Origin of the sequence: Bacillus paranthracis (assembly GCF_001883995.1) — a bacterium.
Taxonomy (GTDB): domain Bacteria; phylum Bacillota; class Bacilli; order Bacillales; family Bacillaceae_G; genus Bacillus_A; species Bacillus_A paranthracis.
Window position 1 is genome coordinate 509,863 of sequence record NZ_MACE01000018.1, and the last position, 17,342, is coordinate 527,204.

A 17,342-nucleotide genomic window follows, 5' to 3' on the forward strand; every position below is an offset into this window, starting at 1 on the left:
TGCCTCCTATATAGAATTCATCATTTGAAACATTGGCATAATCATCGCTAAATACATAAGAACGACTATTCCTCCAATACACGTAAATAAAATCGGTTGAATAATCACTAACATACGGTTAATTTTTTGCTCCATCTTTTCCATAATCAGATCACTATAATCACCTAATTCAATCGCCAAATTACCGTTTGCTTGGCCATGTGTAATAATATAAGAAAGTTCTTCCTCATAATATCCACTTTTAGCAATAATAGATTGCAACGATTCTCCTGCAATTAATTGGCGTTCAATTCGACCCGCTTCATATCGAAAAAACGGATGGTATTTTTGTTCCATCATTATTGTTAGAGCCTCAAGTACTGATAGCCCACCGTGTAATAAACCGCTCAATTGAGTAGCGAAATAATGTGAATGCTTTAAAATAAGAAATGTTTTTACGAGGGGGATACGAAGCATAATTTTTACCTGCTTCATATGTGGGAGTTTCCGAAAGTAAAATATATATAAACTACAGCCAATTGTAACGATAAAAATAGTGCTAAAAATAAGATAAGGTAGTAGCTTAATTGCACTTAAAATTTGCTCTGTAAATAACGGTGCTGTAGAACCAAATGAACTATATACCATGTCAACTTGTGGTAATAAAATGCAGTTAAAAATCAAAATCATGATTATTAAAAAGAACGCCAAAAACATAGGATACTGCATTATTTTCATCATATCTTTCCTATACTTATCCTTTTTATAAAGAAGTGCACTCCCTTGTTGCAACGCAAAAGAAATATCACCATGTTGCTCGGCATAAAATAAATAGCTTAACATCTCCTGATGAAACTTTAATTGATGAAAAGAATCGTGTAGACTTTTTCCATTTTTTAATCCATCAATCATGCGCTGCAATTGTACTTTCTTTTCTAAAGGTAATTGAAACCGTAAAAATTCTAATGCCTGCAAAAGAGAGTATCCTTTTTCTAATAGTTCTCCTAATCGTTTCAGTAATATTACTTGATCACTTAAACTCCATATTTTCTTAAACATAAACATCCTCTTCTAAAAATCCTAAAGCGTATCCTTTTCGCAACGAAGACTCTAATGTCTCATGCTTGTACGTGACACATTCCCCGTTTGCTTCTTTAATCGCTTGTTTTAACTCATATCCATATAACAACTCATAAATACTCGCTTGCCTTACTTGCCTCATTGATTTACATACAGTTGAGCACTTTCTTTTACAAAACGGACACTTCAATTCAACAAGTCGCTGTGCAGCTATAGCCAATAAAGATTGTTCAATCTCTTGCCTTGTTATGCCAAAGTCCATAAACCGAAGTATTGCTCCTTTCGCATCATTCGTATGCAGTGTCGTCATTACTAAATGGCCAGTCAAACTTGCTCTTATAGCGATTTTTGCTGTTTCTTCATCACGAATTTCACCCACTAAAATAACATCTGGATCATGACGCAAAATAGCCTTTAGTCCCGCCTCATATGTGATACCTGCTTTTTCATTTATTTGAATTTGTAATACATCGTCATTTCTTTTTTCAACTGGATCTTCCAGTGTAACGATGCGGCGTGTTTTCTTTTTTCTAATTACCTCTAATAATGCATACATTGTTGTTGTCTTCCCCGATCCAGTCGGTCCAGTAAATACGAGTAACCCATGGGAATAATGTAAAAAAGAAAGTAGTTTCTTCGCTGTACTTGGAAATAACGAAAGATGAGATAACGGCTGAATAGATGCTTGTAAATGAAGACGAATAACGAGACTTTCTTGATATACAGTTGGAAGCGTGGAAAGACGTAAATACACTTCCTGTCCATCCATTTGTAAATACAGTGAACCATTTTGTGGCTTCCGCCTCTCCCCTATATCCATGGATGCTAAAAATTTAAAGTGTGAAACAAGTTTTTCTCCAAATTCCTTTTCAATGTATTGTTTCGTCATTAAATCTTTCCCTATGCGCAGTTGAATCACTACATCCTTCTTCCGGGGCACAATATGTAAATCCGAAGCTTGTACCCTACACGCCTCTTTCAAAATCGTATTCGCAAAGCTTTCAATTCCATTCATCATTTTTCCCTCCCCACTATGTATATAGCATGAAGAAATCCATCTGAAAAATCGGTATTTTTGCATTTTCACTAGATAAAAAAGGAAAAATATGTTTGTGAAATTATGAACAATTTCCGAATTATTGTCTAAAATTACCTATACCCATGTTTATCTGTATTATAATGTTATTATCTTGGATAAAGTGATAAAGGTGGAGATCCTCATGGAACAAGCTTTAAAAATTACAGGTGTTTTAGCTGACCCAACTCGTTATTACATTTATAAATATATTTCTCAAAAACATAGTTACGTAACTGTACAAGAAATTGCTGATGAGTTTGACATTCATCCAAACGTAGCGCGTTTACATTTATCTAAATTAGAAGATGTTCATATGCTGAAATCTGAAACGAAGAAAACTGGAAAAGGCGGACGACCAAGCAGATTATATGTATTATCTGAAGATGTTATCCAATTACAATTCCCATTCCGTGATTATCAATTATTAGCAAAAATAGCGTTTAATTCTTTACTTAGCCTTGGAGCTGCTGGTGAAAAAGCGCTCTACGAAACAGGGAAACAATTCGGGGCCGAATTAATGCAACAACATATGCAGCGCTTAAATGTGAGCGAAGATGCTTTAACAGTGGAGCAAAAAGTTCAAATTGCAAAGGAAGCCTTTTCAACAGCTGGCTTATCACCTGCATTTGAATTAAGTGCAGATGGAACAAAAATTTTCTATGATGTACACAATTGTCCATTTAAAGAAGTTGCTGTCCATCACCCAACTGAAATTTGTAATATGCACGGAGATATGATGAAAGGGATTTTTGAAATCCTATTCCCTAACACGGAATTAACACGAAATGATAGTTTACTAGATGGATGTAAATCTTGTAATTATAAACTAACAATTTGATTTCTCATATAAAAAGAAGCCAATTATAATTGGCTTCTTTTTATATGAACGAATATTTACAATAGTAAGAAAAATAAACTATAATGAAGTGAGGTTTACTTTTTTTAGAAAAGGAGGGAGATGGCATGGAGCGCATGTTTCGCGTTCTCGGCTTTTGGACTGGAATTTTCTCGGTTATGTTTTACGTAGGGGATATGCATTCGACTGCACTACTATTTTTAGGACAAACAGGATTCTTCGTACTTTTAAGCTATTTAAATTTAACAGAGCGTATGTATATATACGTATTCGGGGCATATTTAACTGTTTTCTTCATAGGATTTACATACTACACGACATTTTTACTTGTCCCTGGGGCTGGACATTAAAAGATGGCATTTTGCCATCTTTTTTTTAATTCCGGAATTCCCTAGTTGACTTATAGGTTTTATTGATTTATATTCTATATAACAGATTGGAATTAGGGGGAATCATCATGAATACACTGCTTGTCGGAATTAACGTTGCAGTCATGCTCATTTTAGTTGGCGTATTATATTATATGCAACGTAAGCATGTATCTTTTAATAAACGTGTATTTACCGCTTTAGGAGTCGGAATTATCTTCGGTCTTATATTACAATTTATTTATGAGCCAACTTCTAAAGTAATTATTGAATCAAATACTTGGTTTGGCTTAATCGGTAACGGTTATGTGAAGTTACTTCAAATGATCGTTATGCCACTTATTTTAGTATCTATTATTTCAGCATTTACAAAATTACAGTTAACGAAAAACCTTGGTAAAATTAGTGGTCTTATTATCGGAATTTTAATTCTGACTACAGGAATTGCTGCAGCTGTCGGTATCGCTGCAAGTGCAGGATTTGATGTTTCTGCAACTGGTCTGCAACAAGGTGATGCAGAATCTGCTCGTCTGAAGCTAGTTGAAGAAAGATTTACTTCTATTGAAAAAACAACAATTCCAGATAAATTATTAGAGCTGTTACCTACAAATCCATTTCTTGATTTAACAGGTGCTCGTCCAACTTCAACAATTTCTGTTGTAATATTTGCAGCATTTATCGGTATCGCCTTTATAGGTGTAAAACGAAAATATCCAGAACAAGCAGAGCTATTTAAGAAAATGCTTGATGCTGTATATGCAATTGTAATGCGTATGGTAACCTTAATTTTACGTCTTACTCCATACGGCGTATTAGCTCTTATGGCAAAAACAGTTGCTGGTAGCGACATAAATGCTATTTTAAAACTTGGTAACTTCGTGTTAGCGTCTTACGTGGCACTTATCGTAATGTTCGTTATCCACTTATTATTAATTGCTCTATCTGGTTTAAATCCAATTCAATATTTGAAAAAGGTGTTCCCTGTATTAACATTTGCATTCACATCTCGCTCTAGTGCTGGTGCAATGCCATTAAATATTGAAGCTCAAAAAGAAAAACTTGGTATTTCTGAAGGGATTGCAAACTTCGCAGCCTCATTTGGAGTATCTATCGGACAAAACGGTTGCGCAGGTATTTATCCAGCAATGCTTGCAATGATGGTCGCTCCAACTGTAGGAATTGATCCATTACAACCACAATTTATTTTAACTTTAATCGCTGTCGTTGCGATTAGCTCATTCGGTGTTGCCGGCGTTGGTGGCGGTGCAACATTCGCAGCGTTAATCGTACTATCTACAATGAACTTACCAATCGGTATTGTCGCTCTTGTTATCTCAGTTGAACCATTAATCGATATGGGGCGTACAGCTCTTAACGTAAGTGGTTCTATGACAGCAGGTCTTATTTCTAGTAAATGGCTTGGTGAATTAGATCAAGATACGTACAATCAAGATGATACAAAAACTGGTGAAATTGCTTCATAATGAAAAGGACGCTAACAAAACGGTTAGCGTCCTTTTTTAGTTCTTTTCATCTTCCTCTTTATCTTTTATACATAAGGCATAACATATTGTTTCAAACACTATGTACAGATATAAAGAAATTACACCGTTTTTCATTTTTTTAATAACTATTAATTATAAACTACAGATTAACTATTATTCCTCACCCGCAAACTGTAAAAATTCTTCCAACCGCTCCTTTAACTCCTCCTCTATCTCACAATAAGATTCATCAACAAGTTCACCACTTAACTTACTTCCCCAAAACCTTATTGGAAGCGGTACTCCTAAAAAATAACTACAACATTCCCAGATAGGAACTGTATAAAATTCAACCATCTTTCCTTCTTCATCTAATACAGCTATCGAAATTGATGAAGAATATCCTGTTTCAAAAGGATTTTCTTTATCTCTGATGAGTTCTATAAATAATTCCATGTTTTTTTCTATGTACAAATGTGAATAATCTTTAAAAAGTTTAAATGCTATTCTCTCTATTTCCTTCTCCATGCATTGAATGTTCTCTTTTAACTCCAATGTAAAATCTCGTTCTGTATACTTCATCTCCGTCTCCTTACACATAGAAAAAGAGAATACAATAACATATTCTCTTTCCTCACATATACTTCATTATCTCACAGCCCGTCCTTTTCACAAATAACCATTTTGTTCGCACCATTTATGAAATTGTCCTACGTCTACTCCAACTAACACGATATCCTTTAGCTCTACCTCAATGATTTGTTCTCCAATTACAATAGCAAACTGCGATTCTAATTTTGTCTCGTTTTTCTTTACAATTCCAATTCGGTTCCGATGCGGTCCATCTTTTATATATGCTTTTTGTCCTACAATATCAAAGTTCAAGATCTTCACCTCTTTTACTGCGCTCAAATTGGAAATACGATCTCCACCTCGGAAAATTTCCTTTCATTGCACTATTTCTCTATATATATGACGAAACAATAAAAGAGTCCTTCCTTCTTTACAATTATTTTTTCTTTGTTTCATTTTTGTGATTGAAACGTAAAGTTTATAATAAAATACACTTGGAAGCGCTTTCTATGTAATTTTTTATGTTATAATGTATAAGTAGAACTTCGTAAAGAGGGTTAAAAAAAATGAATACAAAAATGATAAAAAAAGTAATTGAAGCATTAAAAGTATATGGCTTTCAGAATGTATCATTCTGTGACAAAACGAAGCAATTTTTATTTCATAACGAAACAGATATTATGAGCGGCTATGCAGAAATAACATATAGTAGTCAATTTGAAAAATTCAACGTACAAATTCATCCTATTGAAACGCATCACCAAGCAGAGTTACAAGAGGTTGAAAGACATATACAAGCCTGTATAAGAAAAGTGGAATATTTAAACGCACTTCTTAGCGGACAAACGAAACTAGATGATAAAATTATTATAATGTAAAAAAAGAACGTGATAGTCTCACGTTCTTTTTTTACATTATACATTCATCTTTTCTTTCAGTTGTAATCCTGTAATAGACTCTAATACATCCATTGCTTCTCCAAATGTCATGTCAAAAATTGTTTTATCTTCTATGTATGGAAATTGTCTGAAACGCTTTTCTAACATTTTCACAGCATCCGACGTAAAGTGTGCACTATCGATGCCAAATTCTGTTTCAAGAAGAACGATCCAATCTAACACATGAAAACCTAATCCATTTACGAATGAAATAAGTTTTTCTTCTGACTGTGAAGATAAGAATACGTGTCGTTCCATCTCACTAAAAAGTTCTTCTCCTAAAATATCAGCTAATTCATCATCATGTTCGCGGTCAATGATTTCTTCATAACCATAATCATCTACAAGCTCCTCAACTTCTTCACTATCTGCAAAAAGTAATTGGCTAAGAAGTGCCTCTTTCTTAAATTCGCTATTTTGTACGACTTCTAAAAAGCTCGTTTCCCATCCATTTTCTAATTTCATATTATGTACTCCTTTATATATGTTTCTTATCATCACTGTACCCAAAAGATCACTTTTATAACCTTTTAGATAGTTACTATTATTTCACATGATTCATAACATAAGATGCAAATTCTGCTACATCTCCTTCAAAAAAAATCCCCATCTTTAAAACTTATTTGCGTTTAAATGATGGGATGCCTCATGGTCTTCTTTTATTTTTTGTTTTTTATAACTTTCATCAGCTAACATTTCTAGTTCTGCTGTTATTTCTGATTTTTCAAGCTCTCTTTCTTGCGAAAACTTCCTTGAAATATAAACAATAACACTACCAACGTACAACACAAAGCATATAATAAGTGCAGTATTTTCATAGAGACTTAGCTCCAACACAGTCACTCCTAATCCATTCGTATTTTCACGCTTCATTAATTGGAATTTCCCTACTAATCCATTTGCTATTGTAACATAAAAACACCGTTTCTTGGAATCTTTCATCCTACTAAAAGAGGCATGATTGTTTCATCATGCCTCTGAAATATGTTGAATGATTGTTTGAATTGCTTCTTTTCCATTATATTTTTTTAGAGCTGTTCTATACACTTCATTATTTTGATTTAATTCTTCGACATGCCTTATAAGAGATTTCACAGTCACATCTTCTTCATACAATACGGAAGCATATCCTTGTCTCTCAAAAGACTCCGCATTTAGTATTTGATCTCCACGACTTGCAAATTTCGATAGTGGAATTAAAACCATCGGCTTTTGCAATGTTAAAAACTCAAAAATGGCATTAGAGCCCGCACGTGAAATAACAAAATCTGTTATGGCTAATATATCTGGCAGTTCTCCGTGTACATACTCAAATTGTTTATATCCTTCTTTATTTTGTAAACTATCATCAAGATTACCTTTTCCGCAAAGGTGAACAATTTGATATTTTTTCAGAAGTTCTGGTAACGCTTCTCGAACCGTTTCATTAATTTTTTTTGCGCCCAAACTTCCTCCCATGATTGTAATAACTGGCTTTTTACGTGAAAAACCTAAAAATGCTAAACCTTTTTCACGATTTCCCTTTAGTACTTCTTCACGTACAGGAGATCCTGTATAAATTACTTTTTCTTTCGGTAAATGTTTCGCAGCTTCTTCAAATGTAACAAATATTTTTGAAGCGAAACGGAGCGCAATTTTGTTTGCTAGTCCTGGCGTCATATCAGATTCATGTAATAAAACTGGTACCCTGTTTAACCATCCTCCAATTACGACTGGTACAGATACGAAACCACCTTTTGAAAAAATTACATCTGGTTTTAGTTTTCGAATCCTTACATACGCATCCATAACACCCTTCATCACAAGAAAAGGATCTTTTATATTTTTTAAATCAAAATAACGGCGTAGCTTTCCGCTCGCAATACTATAGTACGGAATGCCTTCCTTTTCTATAATCGTTTTCTCAATTCCTTGATGAGAACCAATATAAGAAATATCCCAATTTTGTTCTTGTAAATGTGGAATGATGGCTAAATTAGGTGTTACATGCCCTGCCGAACCGCCACCTGTAAAGACTATTTTTTTCATACGTCTCCCCCTTCTAGACTATAATACACTAAAATATCTTGCCTCGGGGTGAGAAAATACCATAGCCGTTACAGACGCTTCTGGCTCCATCATAAATCCTTCCGTTAATGAAATACCTATTTCCTCTGGATGAATTAAGCGAAATAACTTTTCTTGATCTGCGAGTTCTGGACATGCTGGATAACCGAAGGACACTCGTATCCCTCTATATTTCGTACGGAAGCGTTCTTCCATCGTCAATTCTGGCGAATCTGGAATCCCCCAGCGATCGCGAATGAGCATATGTGTTTTTTCAGCAAGTCCTTCTGCTAGTTCAAGCGCTAACGATTGAATAGCATGACTGCGTAAATAATCACCTTTCGCCTTCCACTCTTCAGCAATGTCACGAACACCTTCTCCAACCGTAACAGATAGGAAAGCAACATAGTCCATCTCATCTCCAACTGGGCGTAAATAGTCACCCAAAGTACGATATGGTGCTTTTCCTTGTCTTGGGAATGTGAAACGCTCTATAACACGCGTATGATCTTCTGGATCATATATTACAATATTCTGTCCGTCGCTTTGCGCTGGGAAAAATTGATACACTGCTTTCGGTTTTAACCAAGATTGTCCTTCCTGCAATAATTCATCTATTAAATCATTTAATTCATGCGCTCTTTTATCTCCCTCTCGCAAAAGTTTCTTCACACTTCCCTTTAGGCCAAGGTGATGTCCAAGCAGCATTTGTCTATTTAGAAATGGCGCGAGATGTGAAACCGGAACATCTCTTAATACAATTCGTTTTGTTGAATCCGGCACGATAACCTCAGCCTTCGGCAATGGCTCAATTACTGCTGGAATTTCTACTTTCTTCTCTTCTTTTGTTACGATATGAAGATGACGTTCTTTTTTATCCTGCTTCATCTTCTCACGCTCTTCTTCTTTTTGAAGCTTATTAATAATATCCAGCCCCGTCATCGCATCACTCGCATAACATACGAGCCCTTTATAAGATGGCGAAATGCGATTATCTGTAAATTTTCTCGTTAACGCTGCCCCGCCTACAACAATTGGAATATCAATATCCGCCGCTTTTAAATCTTCAGCAGTCGTTACCATTTGTTGAGCCGATTTTACTAATAAACCAGAAAGACCTATAATATCAGGCTTCTTTTCTTGTACTTCTTGCACAATTCGATCCGAGCGAACATTAATTCCTAAATTAATAATCTCATATCCGTTATTTGCTAAAATAATTTCAACGAGATTTTTCCCAATATCATGCACATCACCTTTTACAGTTGCTAATAATACTTTCCCTTTTTTCGCACTATCGCTAGATTCCATATGTGGCTCTAAATAACTTACAGCAGCTTTCATACTTTCAGCACTTTGCAATACTTCAGCAACGATAAGCTCATTATTATTAAATAATCGTCCTACCTCATCCATTCCTGTCATAAGCGGACCATTAATAATATCCAAAGGTTTTCTTCCTTCTGTAAGTGCGAGACTTAAATCTTCGTATAAACCTTGTTTCGTACCTTCTACAATGTAATTTGCGAGCCTTTCATCAAGTGTTAATGTTTCTTGGACAACAACATCTTTCTTTTTTGCCACGCGATAGAAGTTTGTAAATTTCTCCAACGTCTCTTGCGTCGTTTCAAAAAGCAATGCATCTGCAAGGCGTTTTTCTTCATCAGGAATTGACGCATAGCGCTCTAATTTTTCCGTATTTACAATCGCGTAATCTAATCCTGCTTTCGTTGCATGATATAAAAAGACGGAATTTAACACTTCGCGACCAGCTGGTGGTAAACCAAATGATATGTTACTTACACCTAAAATCGTTAAACACTCTGGTAATGCTTCTTTAATAAGGCGAATCCCTTCTATCGTCGCAGCCGCCGAGCCAATATACTCTTCATCACCTGTCCCTACAGGAAATACAAGTGCATCAAAAATAATATCTGATGGGCGTATACCATATTTCGTCGTCAATAACTCATAACTTCTTTTCGCAATTTCTAGTTTTCTTTCCGCACTTACTGCCATTCCATCTTCATCGATTGTTCCAACTACAATTGCAGCACCATATTTACGAAGAAGCGGTGTCACTTTTTTAAATCGCTCTTCTCCATCTTCTAAATTAATTGAATTAATAACAGCTTTCCCTTGAATATAAGTAAGAGCTCGCTCCATCACATGTTCATCTGTTGAGTCAATCATAATCGGTACTTTTAACACTTTCGTAACCTCTGCCAAGAAGTTTTCCATATCTTCTATTTCATCGCGATCCGGGTCTGCCATACAAATATCAATAATATGAGCATTTTTCTTCACTTGCGCTCTAGCGATTTCAGCAGCCTCTTCAAATTTCCCTTCTGCTACTAATCTTTTAAATTTACGTGATCCAATAACATTTGTTCTTTCACCAACAAATAACGGTCTCATAGAGTCATCATATTGCAGTGCCTCTAATCCACTAACCCCATGTCCCGCTCTCTCTTGCTGTTCACGAGGTTTAAGAGACGTTAATGCGGATTTCATTGCTTTTATATGTTCTGGTGTTGTACCACAACAACCACCGATAATATTAACCCATCCTTCTTCTGCAAATCGCTTCACTTTCTCGGCAAGCGAGGATGGAGATTCATGATAATGTCCATCTTCATCAGGAAGACCTGCATTTGGATAACAAGAAATGTAACACTCCGATAAATCAGATAGAGAACGAATATGGTCTCTCATAAACTCCGGACCAGTCGCACAGTTTAATCCAACAGATAATGGCTTCATATGTTCTACCGATAAGTAAAAAGCCTCAATTGTTTGCCCAGCTAGAGTCGTTCCCATCGGTTCAATCGTTCCCGAAATCATGATAGGTACAACTGTATTTAGTTCATCAAAAGCCGCTTGAATTCCAATATAAGCAGCCTTCACGTTACGCATATCTTGACTCGTCTCAACGAGTAATACATCCACTTCTCCTTTCAACAATCCTCTTGCCTGCCGTGTATAAGCTTCAATTAATTCTTCAAACGTTACACCACCAGTAACACTAATCGCTTTCGTTGTCGGTCCCATTGCTCCCGCAACATATACTTCCTTCCCGCTTTCTTCGACTGCTTGCTTCGCTAAACGTGCTGCCTTCTCATTTAGCTCCTCGTCTAAATGAGATAACTCATAATCACTTAGTACAATATTGGTTGCCCCAAATGTATTTGTTTCAATAATATCCGCTCCAGCTTCAATATAGGCTTTATGAATCTTTAAAATAACATCTGGTCTTGTTTCTACTAAATACTCATTACACCCTTCGTACTCCTCTCCTCCGAAATCTTCCGCAGTTAAGTCCTCTTGCTGGATCATTGTTCCCATTGCACCATCTAATAGTAAGATGTTATTTTGTAATTTTTCTTCTATACATTTCATCAATTAATACCTTCTTTCACTTCTTGCTTTTCTCTCACATATTTAACAAGATGTTCTGTAATTTCATATTTTAAAAATGGTGTAATAAGATAAATGCCGTTAAAGTATTTCATCGCCGCATCGATCAATTCTTGAGAAATACGAATCCCTTCCTCAATTGCTGCCTCTTTCGTTTCATGTCCATCCATTCTCTCTCTTACTGCTTCAGGTAAAGTAATACCGGGCACCTCAAAATGAAGAAAATCTGCATTCCGTTTACTTATTAATGGCATAATTCCAATAAAAATAGGTTGTTCTAAATGCTTTGTCGCTTCATACACTTCTTCAATTAACGCGATATCATAGATTGGCTGCGTTAAGAAATATTCTGCTCCAGCATCTATTTTCCGTTCCATTCGCTTAACCGCTGCTTTTAAATGTCTTACATGCGGGTTAAATGCACCGCCCACAGAAAACCTTGTTGCCGGTCCAATGGATTTCCCTAAAACGGAACGCCCATCGTTCATTTCTTTAATCATTTTAATGAGCTCGATAGAGGACAAATCATATACAGAAGTGGCACCTGGAAAATCACCAACGCGCGCTGGATCTCCAGTTAAAGCTAACACTTCTTCCATGCCTAACGCTGATAATCCTAGTAAATGAGATTGTAGTCCAATGACGTTATGGTCTCTACATGTTAAGTGCGTCAATACCGGAATATCATGCTTCGTTAATAATGCTCCCATTGCCATATTCGAGATACGGGGCGATGCTAATGAATTATCTGCTAGAGTAATAGCATCTGCTCCAGCTCTTTTCAATGCTCTTGCACCTTCAAAAAACCGCTGCGTATCTAACGTTTTTGGTGGATCTAATTCCACTACTACGGTCGTTTGTTTTTTTGCTTTCTCTGCTAAAGTGACATGAGCTTTTGAACGTTTCTCATGTGTATGAACTACTTTCGGTCTTTGAACCGTATCCTTTTCTATTACAGGCGTAACATTTAGAGTAGCACGTTTCATACTTTCAATATGTTCTGGAGTCGTGCCACAACAACCGCCCAATAACCGAATACCTTGCTCAATAAATTTCGGTGTCATCGCTTCAAAATAAGCTGGACTTCCCTCATATACGTATCGTCCCTCTACATAATTTGGGAGACCTGCATTTGGATATGCTGACAAGTAACCATTTTTCGGAATCGATATCATTTTAAAAGCTTCCGTCATATGAAGTGGCCCTAGTTGGCAGTTCAATCCAACAACATTTGCACCGTAATCTAAAAGTTGTTTTAATATTTCATTTACATCATTTCCATTTTGAGTCGTACCCGCCTCATGTAACGCCAATTGCGCTACAATTGGAATATTTGTTTCTTTTCGTAACACCTGGACAGCATGAAGTAATTCAAACTCATCATAAAAAGTCTCTAATAGCAGTCCATCAACCTGTTCTTCTAATAATGCACTTGCCTGTTCCAGTAACATAAATTCTCGCTCCATATCAGTTGTCGTAACCGCCCCGATATGTTTCATACCACCAATTGTGCCTAAAATTGCATTTCTGTCTGTAACAGATGCTTTCGCCAGTTTTACTGCCGCTCTATTAATTTCAGTAACTTGATTTTCTAATCCATACATACGTAATTTCGCTTCATTTGCTCCGTACGTATTTGTTTGAATCACATCTGCCCCAGCCGCTACATATTGCTTATGAATCGATACAATTAAATCTGGATCAGATATATTCAATTCTTCAAAACTACTTTGCAAACCATGTGAATGTAATAACGTCCCAACCGCACCATCACCTATTACAATTCCTTTTGATAATAAATCTAGTAATTTCACAAATCTCCCTCATTTCTATCAATATAAAAACCCCCTCTTCACTTTGAAGAGGGGGACATAATCGATCCTCCTCTTATTATGCAAAACATTCGTTTTGCAGGTATTAGCACCGTTTCAAACATTTCGTTTGAAGGTTGCCGGGTTTCACAGGGCCTTTCCCTCCACCGCTCTCAATAAGAGTTTGTCTTTATTATTTTATTTATGTAGCTAAAAGGAAATGCGTTCCCCTTTTAACAATGTTTGTTAATTTTTTTATAAATTTAGCACGCACAAATACAAAAGTCAATGACACTTGCGGAAAAATAAAAATTATTTAAAATAAAGTTGCAATTCAATTATCTTTTGTTGTAAAGTTAAAAACATAATAAAATTTCATACGAACATTCTTATCTAGAGAGGTAGAGGGACTGGCCCTATGACGCCTCAGCAACCATTAACATTTGTTAATAAGGTGCTAATTCCAGCAAATTGTGAAAGATTTGACAGATGAGAAGAAGACTCTATTCAAACCGAAAGCCTTCTTCTTAGAAGGCTTTTTTATTTTATATTCAACTAATGGTTCAATTTAAAAAGGAGGAATTTTCACATGTCAACTATCGAAACAAAATTAGCGCAAATCGGAAACCGGAGTGAAACTACAACAGGAACTGTTAATCCACCTGTTTATTTTTCAACTGCTTATCGTCACGAAGGAATCGGTAAATCTACTGGATTTGATTATTCACGAACTGGAAATCCAACGCGCGGCCTATTAGAACAGGCAATCGCAGACTTAGAATGCGGTGAACAAGGTTATGCCTGTAGTTCAGGGATGGCAGCCGTTCTTCTTGTCCTTTCCCTATTCCGCTCTGGAGACGAACTTATTGTTTCTGAAGATTTATACGGTGGCACTTATCGATTATTTTCTGAGCACGAAAAAAAGTGGAACGTTCGATGTAGATACGTAAATACACAATCTATTAAACAAATTGAGCAAGCCATCACAACGAAAACGAAGGCTATTTTCATAGAAACTCCAACTAATCCATTAATGCAAGTTACCGATATTGCCGCTGTTGCAACTGTAGCGAAAAGACACGGACTACTTCTTATTGTAGACAACACATTCTACACACCTTATATACAGCAGCCATTAACAGAAGGTGCCGATATTGTACTTCATAGCGCAACGAAATATTTAGGTGGTCATAACGATGTACTAAGCGGACTTGTCGTTGCAAAAGGAAAGGAACTTTGTGAGGAAATCGCTCATTATCATAATGCCTCTGGTGCGGTCTTAAGTCCATTTGACTCATGGCTATTAATCCGTGGTATGAAAACGTTAGCGCTTCGCATGAGACAACATGAAGAAAATGCAAAAGCAGTTGTTGCTTATTTAAATGATGAGGATGGGGTGACAGATGTATTTTATCCTGGAAGAGGCGGCATGATCTCGTTTCGTCTGAAAGATGAAACATGGATTAATCCATTCTTACAATCTTTATCCTTAATTACATTTGCCGAAAGTCTTGGTGGTGTTGAAAGTTTAATGACATATCCAGCAACACAAACACACGCTGATATTCCTGAAGAAATTAGAACAGCAAACGGTGTATGTAATCGTCTTCTTCGATTTTCCGTTGGTATTGAAAATAGTAACGATTTAATTCAAGACTTAAAGCAAGCCATTAAACTTGTAAAAGAAGGTGTAAGAATATGAGTTATTCTATAGATACACTCTTACTGCACAACCAATATAAACATGACTCGCAAACAGGAGCTGTTAACGTTCCCATCTATAACACATCAACATTTCACCAATTTGATGTAGATACGTTCGGGAAATATGACTATAGCAGGTCAGGCAATCCAACTCGTGAAGCTCTTGAAGACATCATTGCTTTATTAGAAGGCGGAACAAAAGGATTTGCCTTCGCATCAGGAATTGCAGCGATTTCTACTGCATTCCTCCTCCTTTCACAAGGTGATCACGTACTCATTTCAGAAGACGTATACGGAGGAACTTATCGAATGATAACTGAAGTTCTCTCCCGTTACGGTGTTTCACATACATTTGTTGATATGACCAATTTAGAAGAAATAAAGCAAAACATTAAGCCAAATACAAAACTCTTTTATGTAGAAACACCTTCCAATCCACTTTTAAAAGTGACAGATATTCGTGCTGTTTCTAAACTTGCAAAATCTATTGGCGCCCTTACTTTTGTTGATAATACATTTTTGACACCACTATTCCAGAAACCACTTGACCTTGGCGCTGATGTCGTTCTTCATAGTGCCACAAAATTCATTGCCGGTCATAGTGATGTTACTGCCGGATTAGCAGTTGTAAAAAATACTGATCTCGCTCAAAAACTTGGCTTTTTACAAAATTCATTCGGCGCTATTCTAGGCCCGCAAGATTGTTCTCTCGTACTTCGTGGTCTAAAAACATTGCATGTACGTCTTGAGCATTCAGCTGCTAATGCCAATAAAATTGCACACTATTTACAAAAGCACGCTAAAGTTCAAAATGTCTATTATCCAGGATTACAAACACATCTTGGATTTAACATTCAACAATCTCAAGCTACATCAGCAGGAGCTGTCCTATCTTTCACTTTACAATCAGAAGACGCACTTCGCCAATTTTTATCAAAAGTAAAATTACCTGTCTTTGCGGTTAGTTTAGGGGCTGTCGAATCGATCCTTTCCTACCCAGCTAAAATGTCACATGCAGCACTATCGCAAGAAGCTCGTGATAAAAGAGGGATTTCAAATTCATTACTTCGGCTATCCGTCGGTCTTGAAAATGCCCTTTCTTATGTAGAAGAGCCTGTAAATGCATAGAGCGAAAAGAAGATATGAAATTAAATTTTCATATCTTCTTTTTATGTTTTCGATTATACTTTTTACTTTTCGTATAGTTCATAAAAAAAGAAAGAGTACACCCATTTCCAAGTAATGAATTAATTGATATATTAAGAAGTAAAAAAGGGGCAAAAATAATGGATACTTGTGCAGATATTTTAATCGTTATCGATCTACAAAATGGAGTATGTTATAGCGAAGAACATTTATTTGACTTACAAAATTTACTTACAAAAGTAAATAAAAGAATTTCTTCATACAGAAAATCAAATAAACCAATTCTTTTCGTTCAACATTGTGATGATGATTTAGTACCTGAAAAAGAACTTTGGGCTATTCATTCAGATTTAGATGTTCAAAAACAAGATTTTTTTGTAAGAAAAACACATGCCAATTCTTTTTATAACACAAACTTGAAAGAGATTTTAGATCAATTATCTGTACATCGTATTGAATTTTGTGGTGCCCAAACAGAGTACTGTATGGATACCACGATTAAATTTGCCCATGGACTAGGGTACGAAAACTTCATGTTCCAGAAAGCAACCTCTACGTTAAATAATCCATTTATGTCCGCAAAAGAGACAATTGATTTTTATGAAAATATATGGAACCACAGATTTTTAAAATTGATGAAAGATGAAATCTAGAATACATAACTAACATCTTGGTAATTCTAAGATTTATCAGCTATATTCAAACATTTCATTTTCACCATAAAGAAGCTGACTACATTCGGCTTCTTTTCTTTTAACCTGTTTTATATTCTATATATAACATTATAATTCCTTTGTCATATTATTTTAAAAATTTCGTATATTCATTTGAAAGAATAAGAAAATCATGATAAAATTGTGTT

16 protein-coding genes and 2 riboswitches are annotated in these 17,342 nt (G+C 35.8%); of the genes, 7 read left to right on the top strand and 9 right to left on the bottom strand.

What is annotated here, in order from left to right:
• Window positions 1-6: 6 nt before the first annotated feature.
• Together comGB and comGA are read right to left on the bottom strand one after the other, a co-directional pair.
• Window positions 7-1,038, bottom strand: a complete 1,032-nt coding sequence (gene comGB, locus BAQ46_RS08915) for a competence type IV pilus assembly protein ComGB (RefSeq protein WP_061132157.1) — start codon at window positions 1,036-1,038, stop codon at window positions 7-9.
• On the bottom strand, window positions 1,031-2,074 hold the full coding sequence (gene comGA, locus BAQ46_RS08920) for a competence protein ComGA (RefSeq protein WP_001013206.1): 1,044 nt from the start codon (window positions 2,072-2,074) through the stop codon (window positions 1,031-1,033). Before comGA ends, comGB begins: the two co-directional genes overlap by 8 nt.
• Window positions 2,075-2,279: 205 nt before the next feature.
• On the opposite strand from comGA, the gene BAQ46_RS08925 reads away from it, so the two are divergent.
• From BAQ46_RS08925 to BAQ46_RS08935, 3 genes are all read left to right on the top strand, one after another.
• Window positions 2,280-2,975, top strand: coding sequence for a helix-turn-helix transcriptional regulator (locus BAQ46_RS08925; protein ID WP_000434103.1), 696 nt, complete (start codon window positions 2,280-2,282; stop codon window positions 2,973-2,975).
• A 125-nt stretch (window positions 2,976-3,100) separates the two neighbouring features.
• Window positions 3,101-3,343: a DUF2626 domain-containing protein gene (locus BAQ46_RS08930; RefSeq protein ID WP_000440714.1), complete on the top strand. Its 243-nt coding sequence runs from the start codon at window positions 3,101-3,103 to the stop codon at window positions 3,341-3,343.
• A 107-nt stretch (window positions 3,344-3,450) separates the two neighbouring features.
• Entirely contained in the window at window positions 3,451-4,845 is a 1,395-nt protein-coding gene (locus tag BAQ46_RS08935; RefSeq protein ID WP_001094339.1) for an L-cystine transporter, read from the top strand.
• A gap of 174 nt (window positions 4,846-5,019) precedes the next feature.
• Here the strand turns inward: BAQ46_RS08935 and BAQ46_RS08940 are convergent, their stop codons facing one another.
• Both BAQ46_RS08940 and BAQ46_RS08945 read right to left on the bottom strand, forming a co-directional pair.
• On the bottom strand, window positions 5,020-5,427 hold the full coding sequence (locus tag BAQ46_RS08940; protein ID WP_000877912.1) for a hypothetical protein: 408 nt from the start codon (window positions 5,425-5,427) through the stop codon (window positions 5,020-5,022).
• Between the two features lie 87 nt (window positions 5,428-5,514).
• Window positions 5,515-5,730 carry a DUF3912 family protein gene (locus BAQ46_RS08945; protein WP_001008331.1) on the bottom strand — a complete coding sequence of 72 codons (216 nt, stop codon included), beginning with the start codon at window positions 5,728-5,730 and terminating at the stop codon, window positions 5,515-5,517.
• A gap of 254 nt (window positions 5,731-5,984) precedes the next feature.
• Between BAQ46_RS08945 and BAQ46_RS08950 the strand changes: the two genes are divergently transcribed.
• Window positions 5,985-6,296 (top strand): hypothetical protein, encoded by a 312-nt coding sequence (locus BAQ46_RS08950; RefSeq protein ID WP_001093243.1) that lies wholly within the window; start codon window positions 5,985-5,987, stop codon window positions 6,294-6,296.
• A gap of 36 nt (window positions 6,297-6,332) precedes the next feature.
• On the opposite strand, the gene BAQ46_RS08955 is transcribed toward BAQ46_RS08950, so the two are convergent.
• The 5 genes from BAQ46_RS08955 to BAQ46_RS08975 all read right to left on the bottom strand — a co-directional run bounded on the left by BAQ46_RS08955 (window position 6,333) and on the right by BAQ46_RS08975 (window position 13,633).
• Window positions 6,333-6,821, bottom strand: a complete 489-nt coding sequence (locus BAQ46_RS08955) for a hypothetical protein (protein WP_000764271.1) — start codon at window positions 6,819-6,821, stop codon at window positions 6,333-6,335.
• Window positions 6,822-6,968: 147 nt separating this feature from the next.
• A complete protein-coding gene (locus BAQ46_RS08960; RefSeq protein ID WP_000817964.1) occupies window positions 6,969-7,229 on the bottom strand; it encodes a DUF3966 domain-containing protein in 261 nt (86 codons plus the stop codon).
• A 96-nt stretch (window positions 7,230-7,325) separates the two neighbouring features.
• On the bottom strand, window positions 7,326-8,384 hold the full coding sequence (gene murG, locus BAQ46_RS08965) for an undecaprenyldiphospho-muramoylpentapeptide beta-N-acetylglucosaminyltransferase (RefSeq protein WP_071741837.1): 1,059 nt from the start codon (window positions 8,382-8,384) through the stop codon (window positions 7,326-7,328).
• A gap of 18 nt (window positions 8,385-8,402) precedes the next feature.
• Complete coding sequence (gene metH, locus BAQ46_RS08970) at window positions 8,403-11,801, bottom strand: methionine synthase (RefSeq protein WP_071741838.1); 3,399 nt, start codon at window positions 11,799-11,801, stop codon at window positions 8,403-8,405.
• On the bottom strand, window positions 11,801-13,633 hold the full coding sequence (locus BAQ46_RS08975; RefSeq protein ID WP_000770344.1) for a bifunctional homocysteine S-methyltransferase/methylenetetrahydrofolate reductase: 1,833 nt from the start codon (window positions 13,631-13,633) through the stop codon (window positions 11,801-11,803). Before BAQ46_RS08975 ends, metH begins: the two co-directional genes overlap by 1 nt.
• Window positions 13,634-13,703: 70 nt before the next feature.
• Window positions 13,704-13,813: riboswitch (SAM riboswitch) on the bottom strand.
• 203 nt (window positions 13,814-14,016) lie between these two features.
• Window positions 14,017-14,126: riboswitch (SAM riboswitch) on the top strand.
• A 93-nt stretch (window positions 14,127-14,219) separates the two neighbouring features.
• Here BAQ46_RS08975 and metI point away from each other — a divergent pair.
• From metI to BAQ46_RS08990, 3 genes are all read left to right on the top strand, one after another.
• Window positions 14,220-15,332 (top strand): cystathionine gamma-synthase/O-acetylhomoserine thiolyase, encoded by a 1,113-nt coding sequence (metI, locus tag BAQ46_RS08980; RefSeq protein ID WP_000103875.1) that lies wholly within the window; start codon window positions 14,220-14,222, stop codon window positions 15,330-15,332.
• Entirely contained in the window at window positions 15,329-16,462 is a 1,134-nt protein-coding gene (gene metC, locus BAQ46_RS08985) for a cystathionine beta-lyase (protein WP_071741839.1), read from the top strand. The genes metI and metC overlap by 4 nt, the downstream gene beginning before the upstream one ends.
• A 158-nt stretch (window positions 16,463-16,620) precedes the next feature.
• Window positions 16,621-17,133 carry a cysteine hydrolase family protein gene (locus tag BAQ46_RS08990; RefSeq protein WP_000379161.1) on the top strand — a complete coding sequence of 171 codons (513 nt, stop codon included), beginning with the start codon at window positions 16,621-16,623 and terminating at the stop codon, window positions 17,131-17,133.
• The last annotated feature ends 209 nt before the right edge of the window (window positions 17,134-17,342 follow it).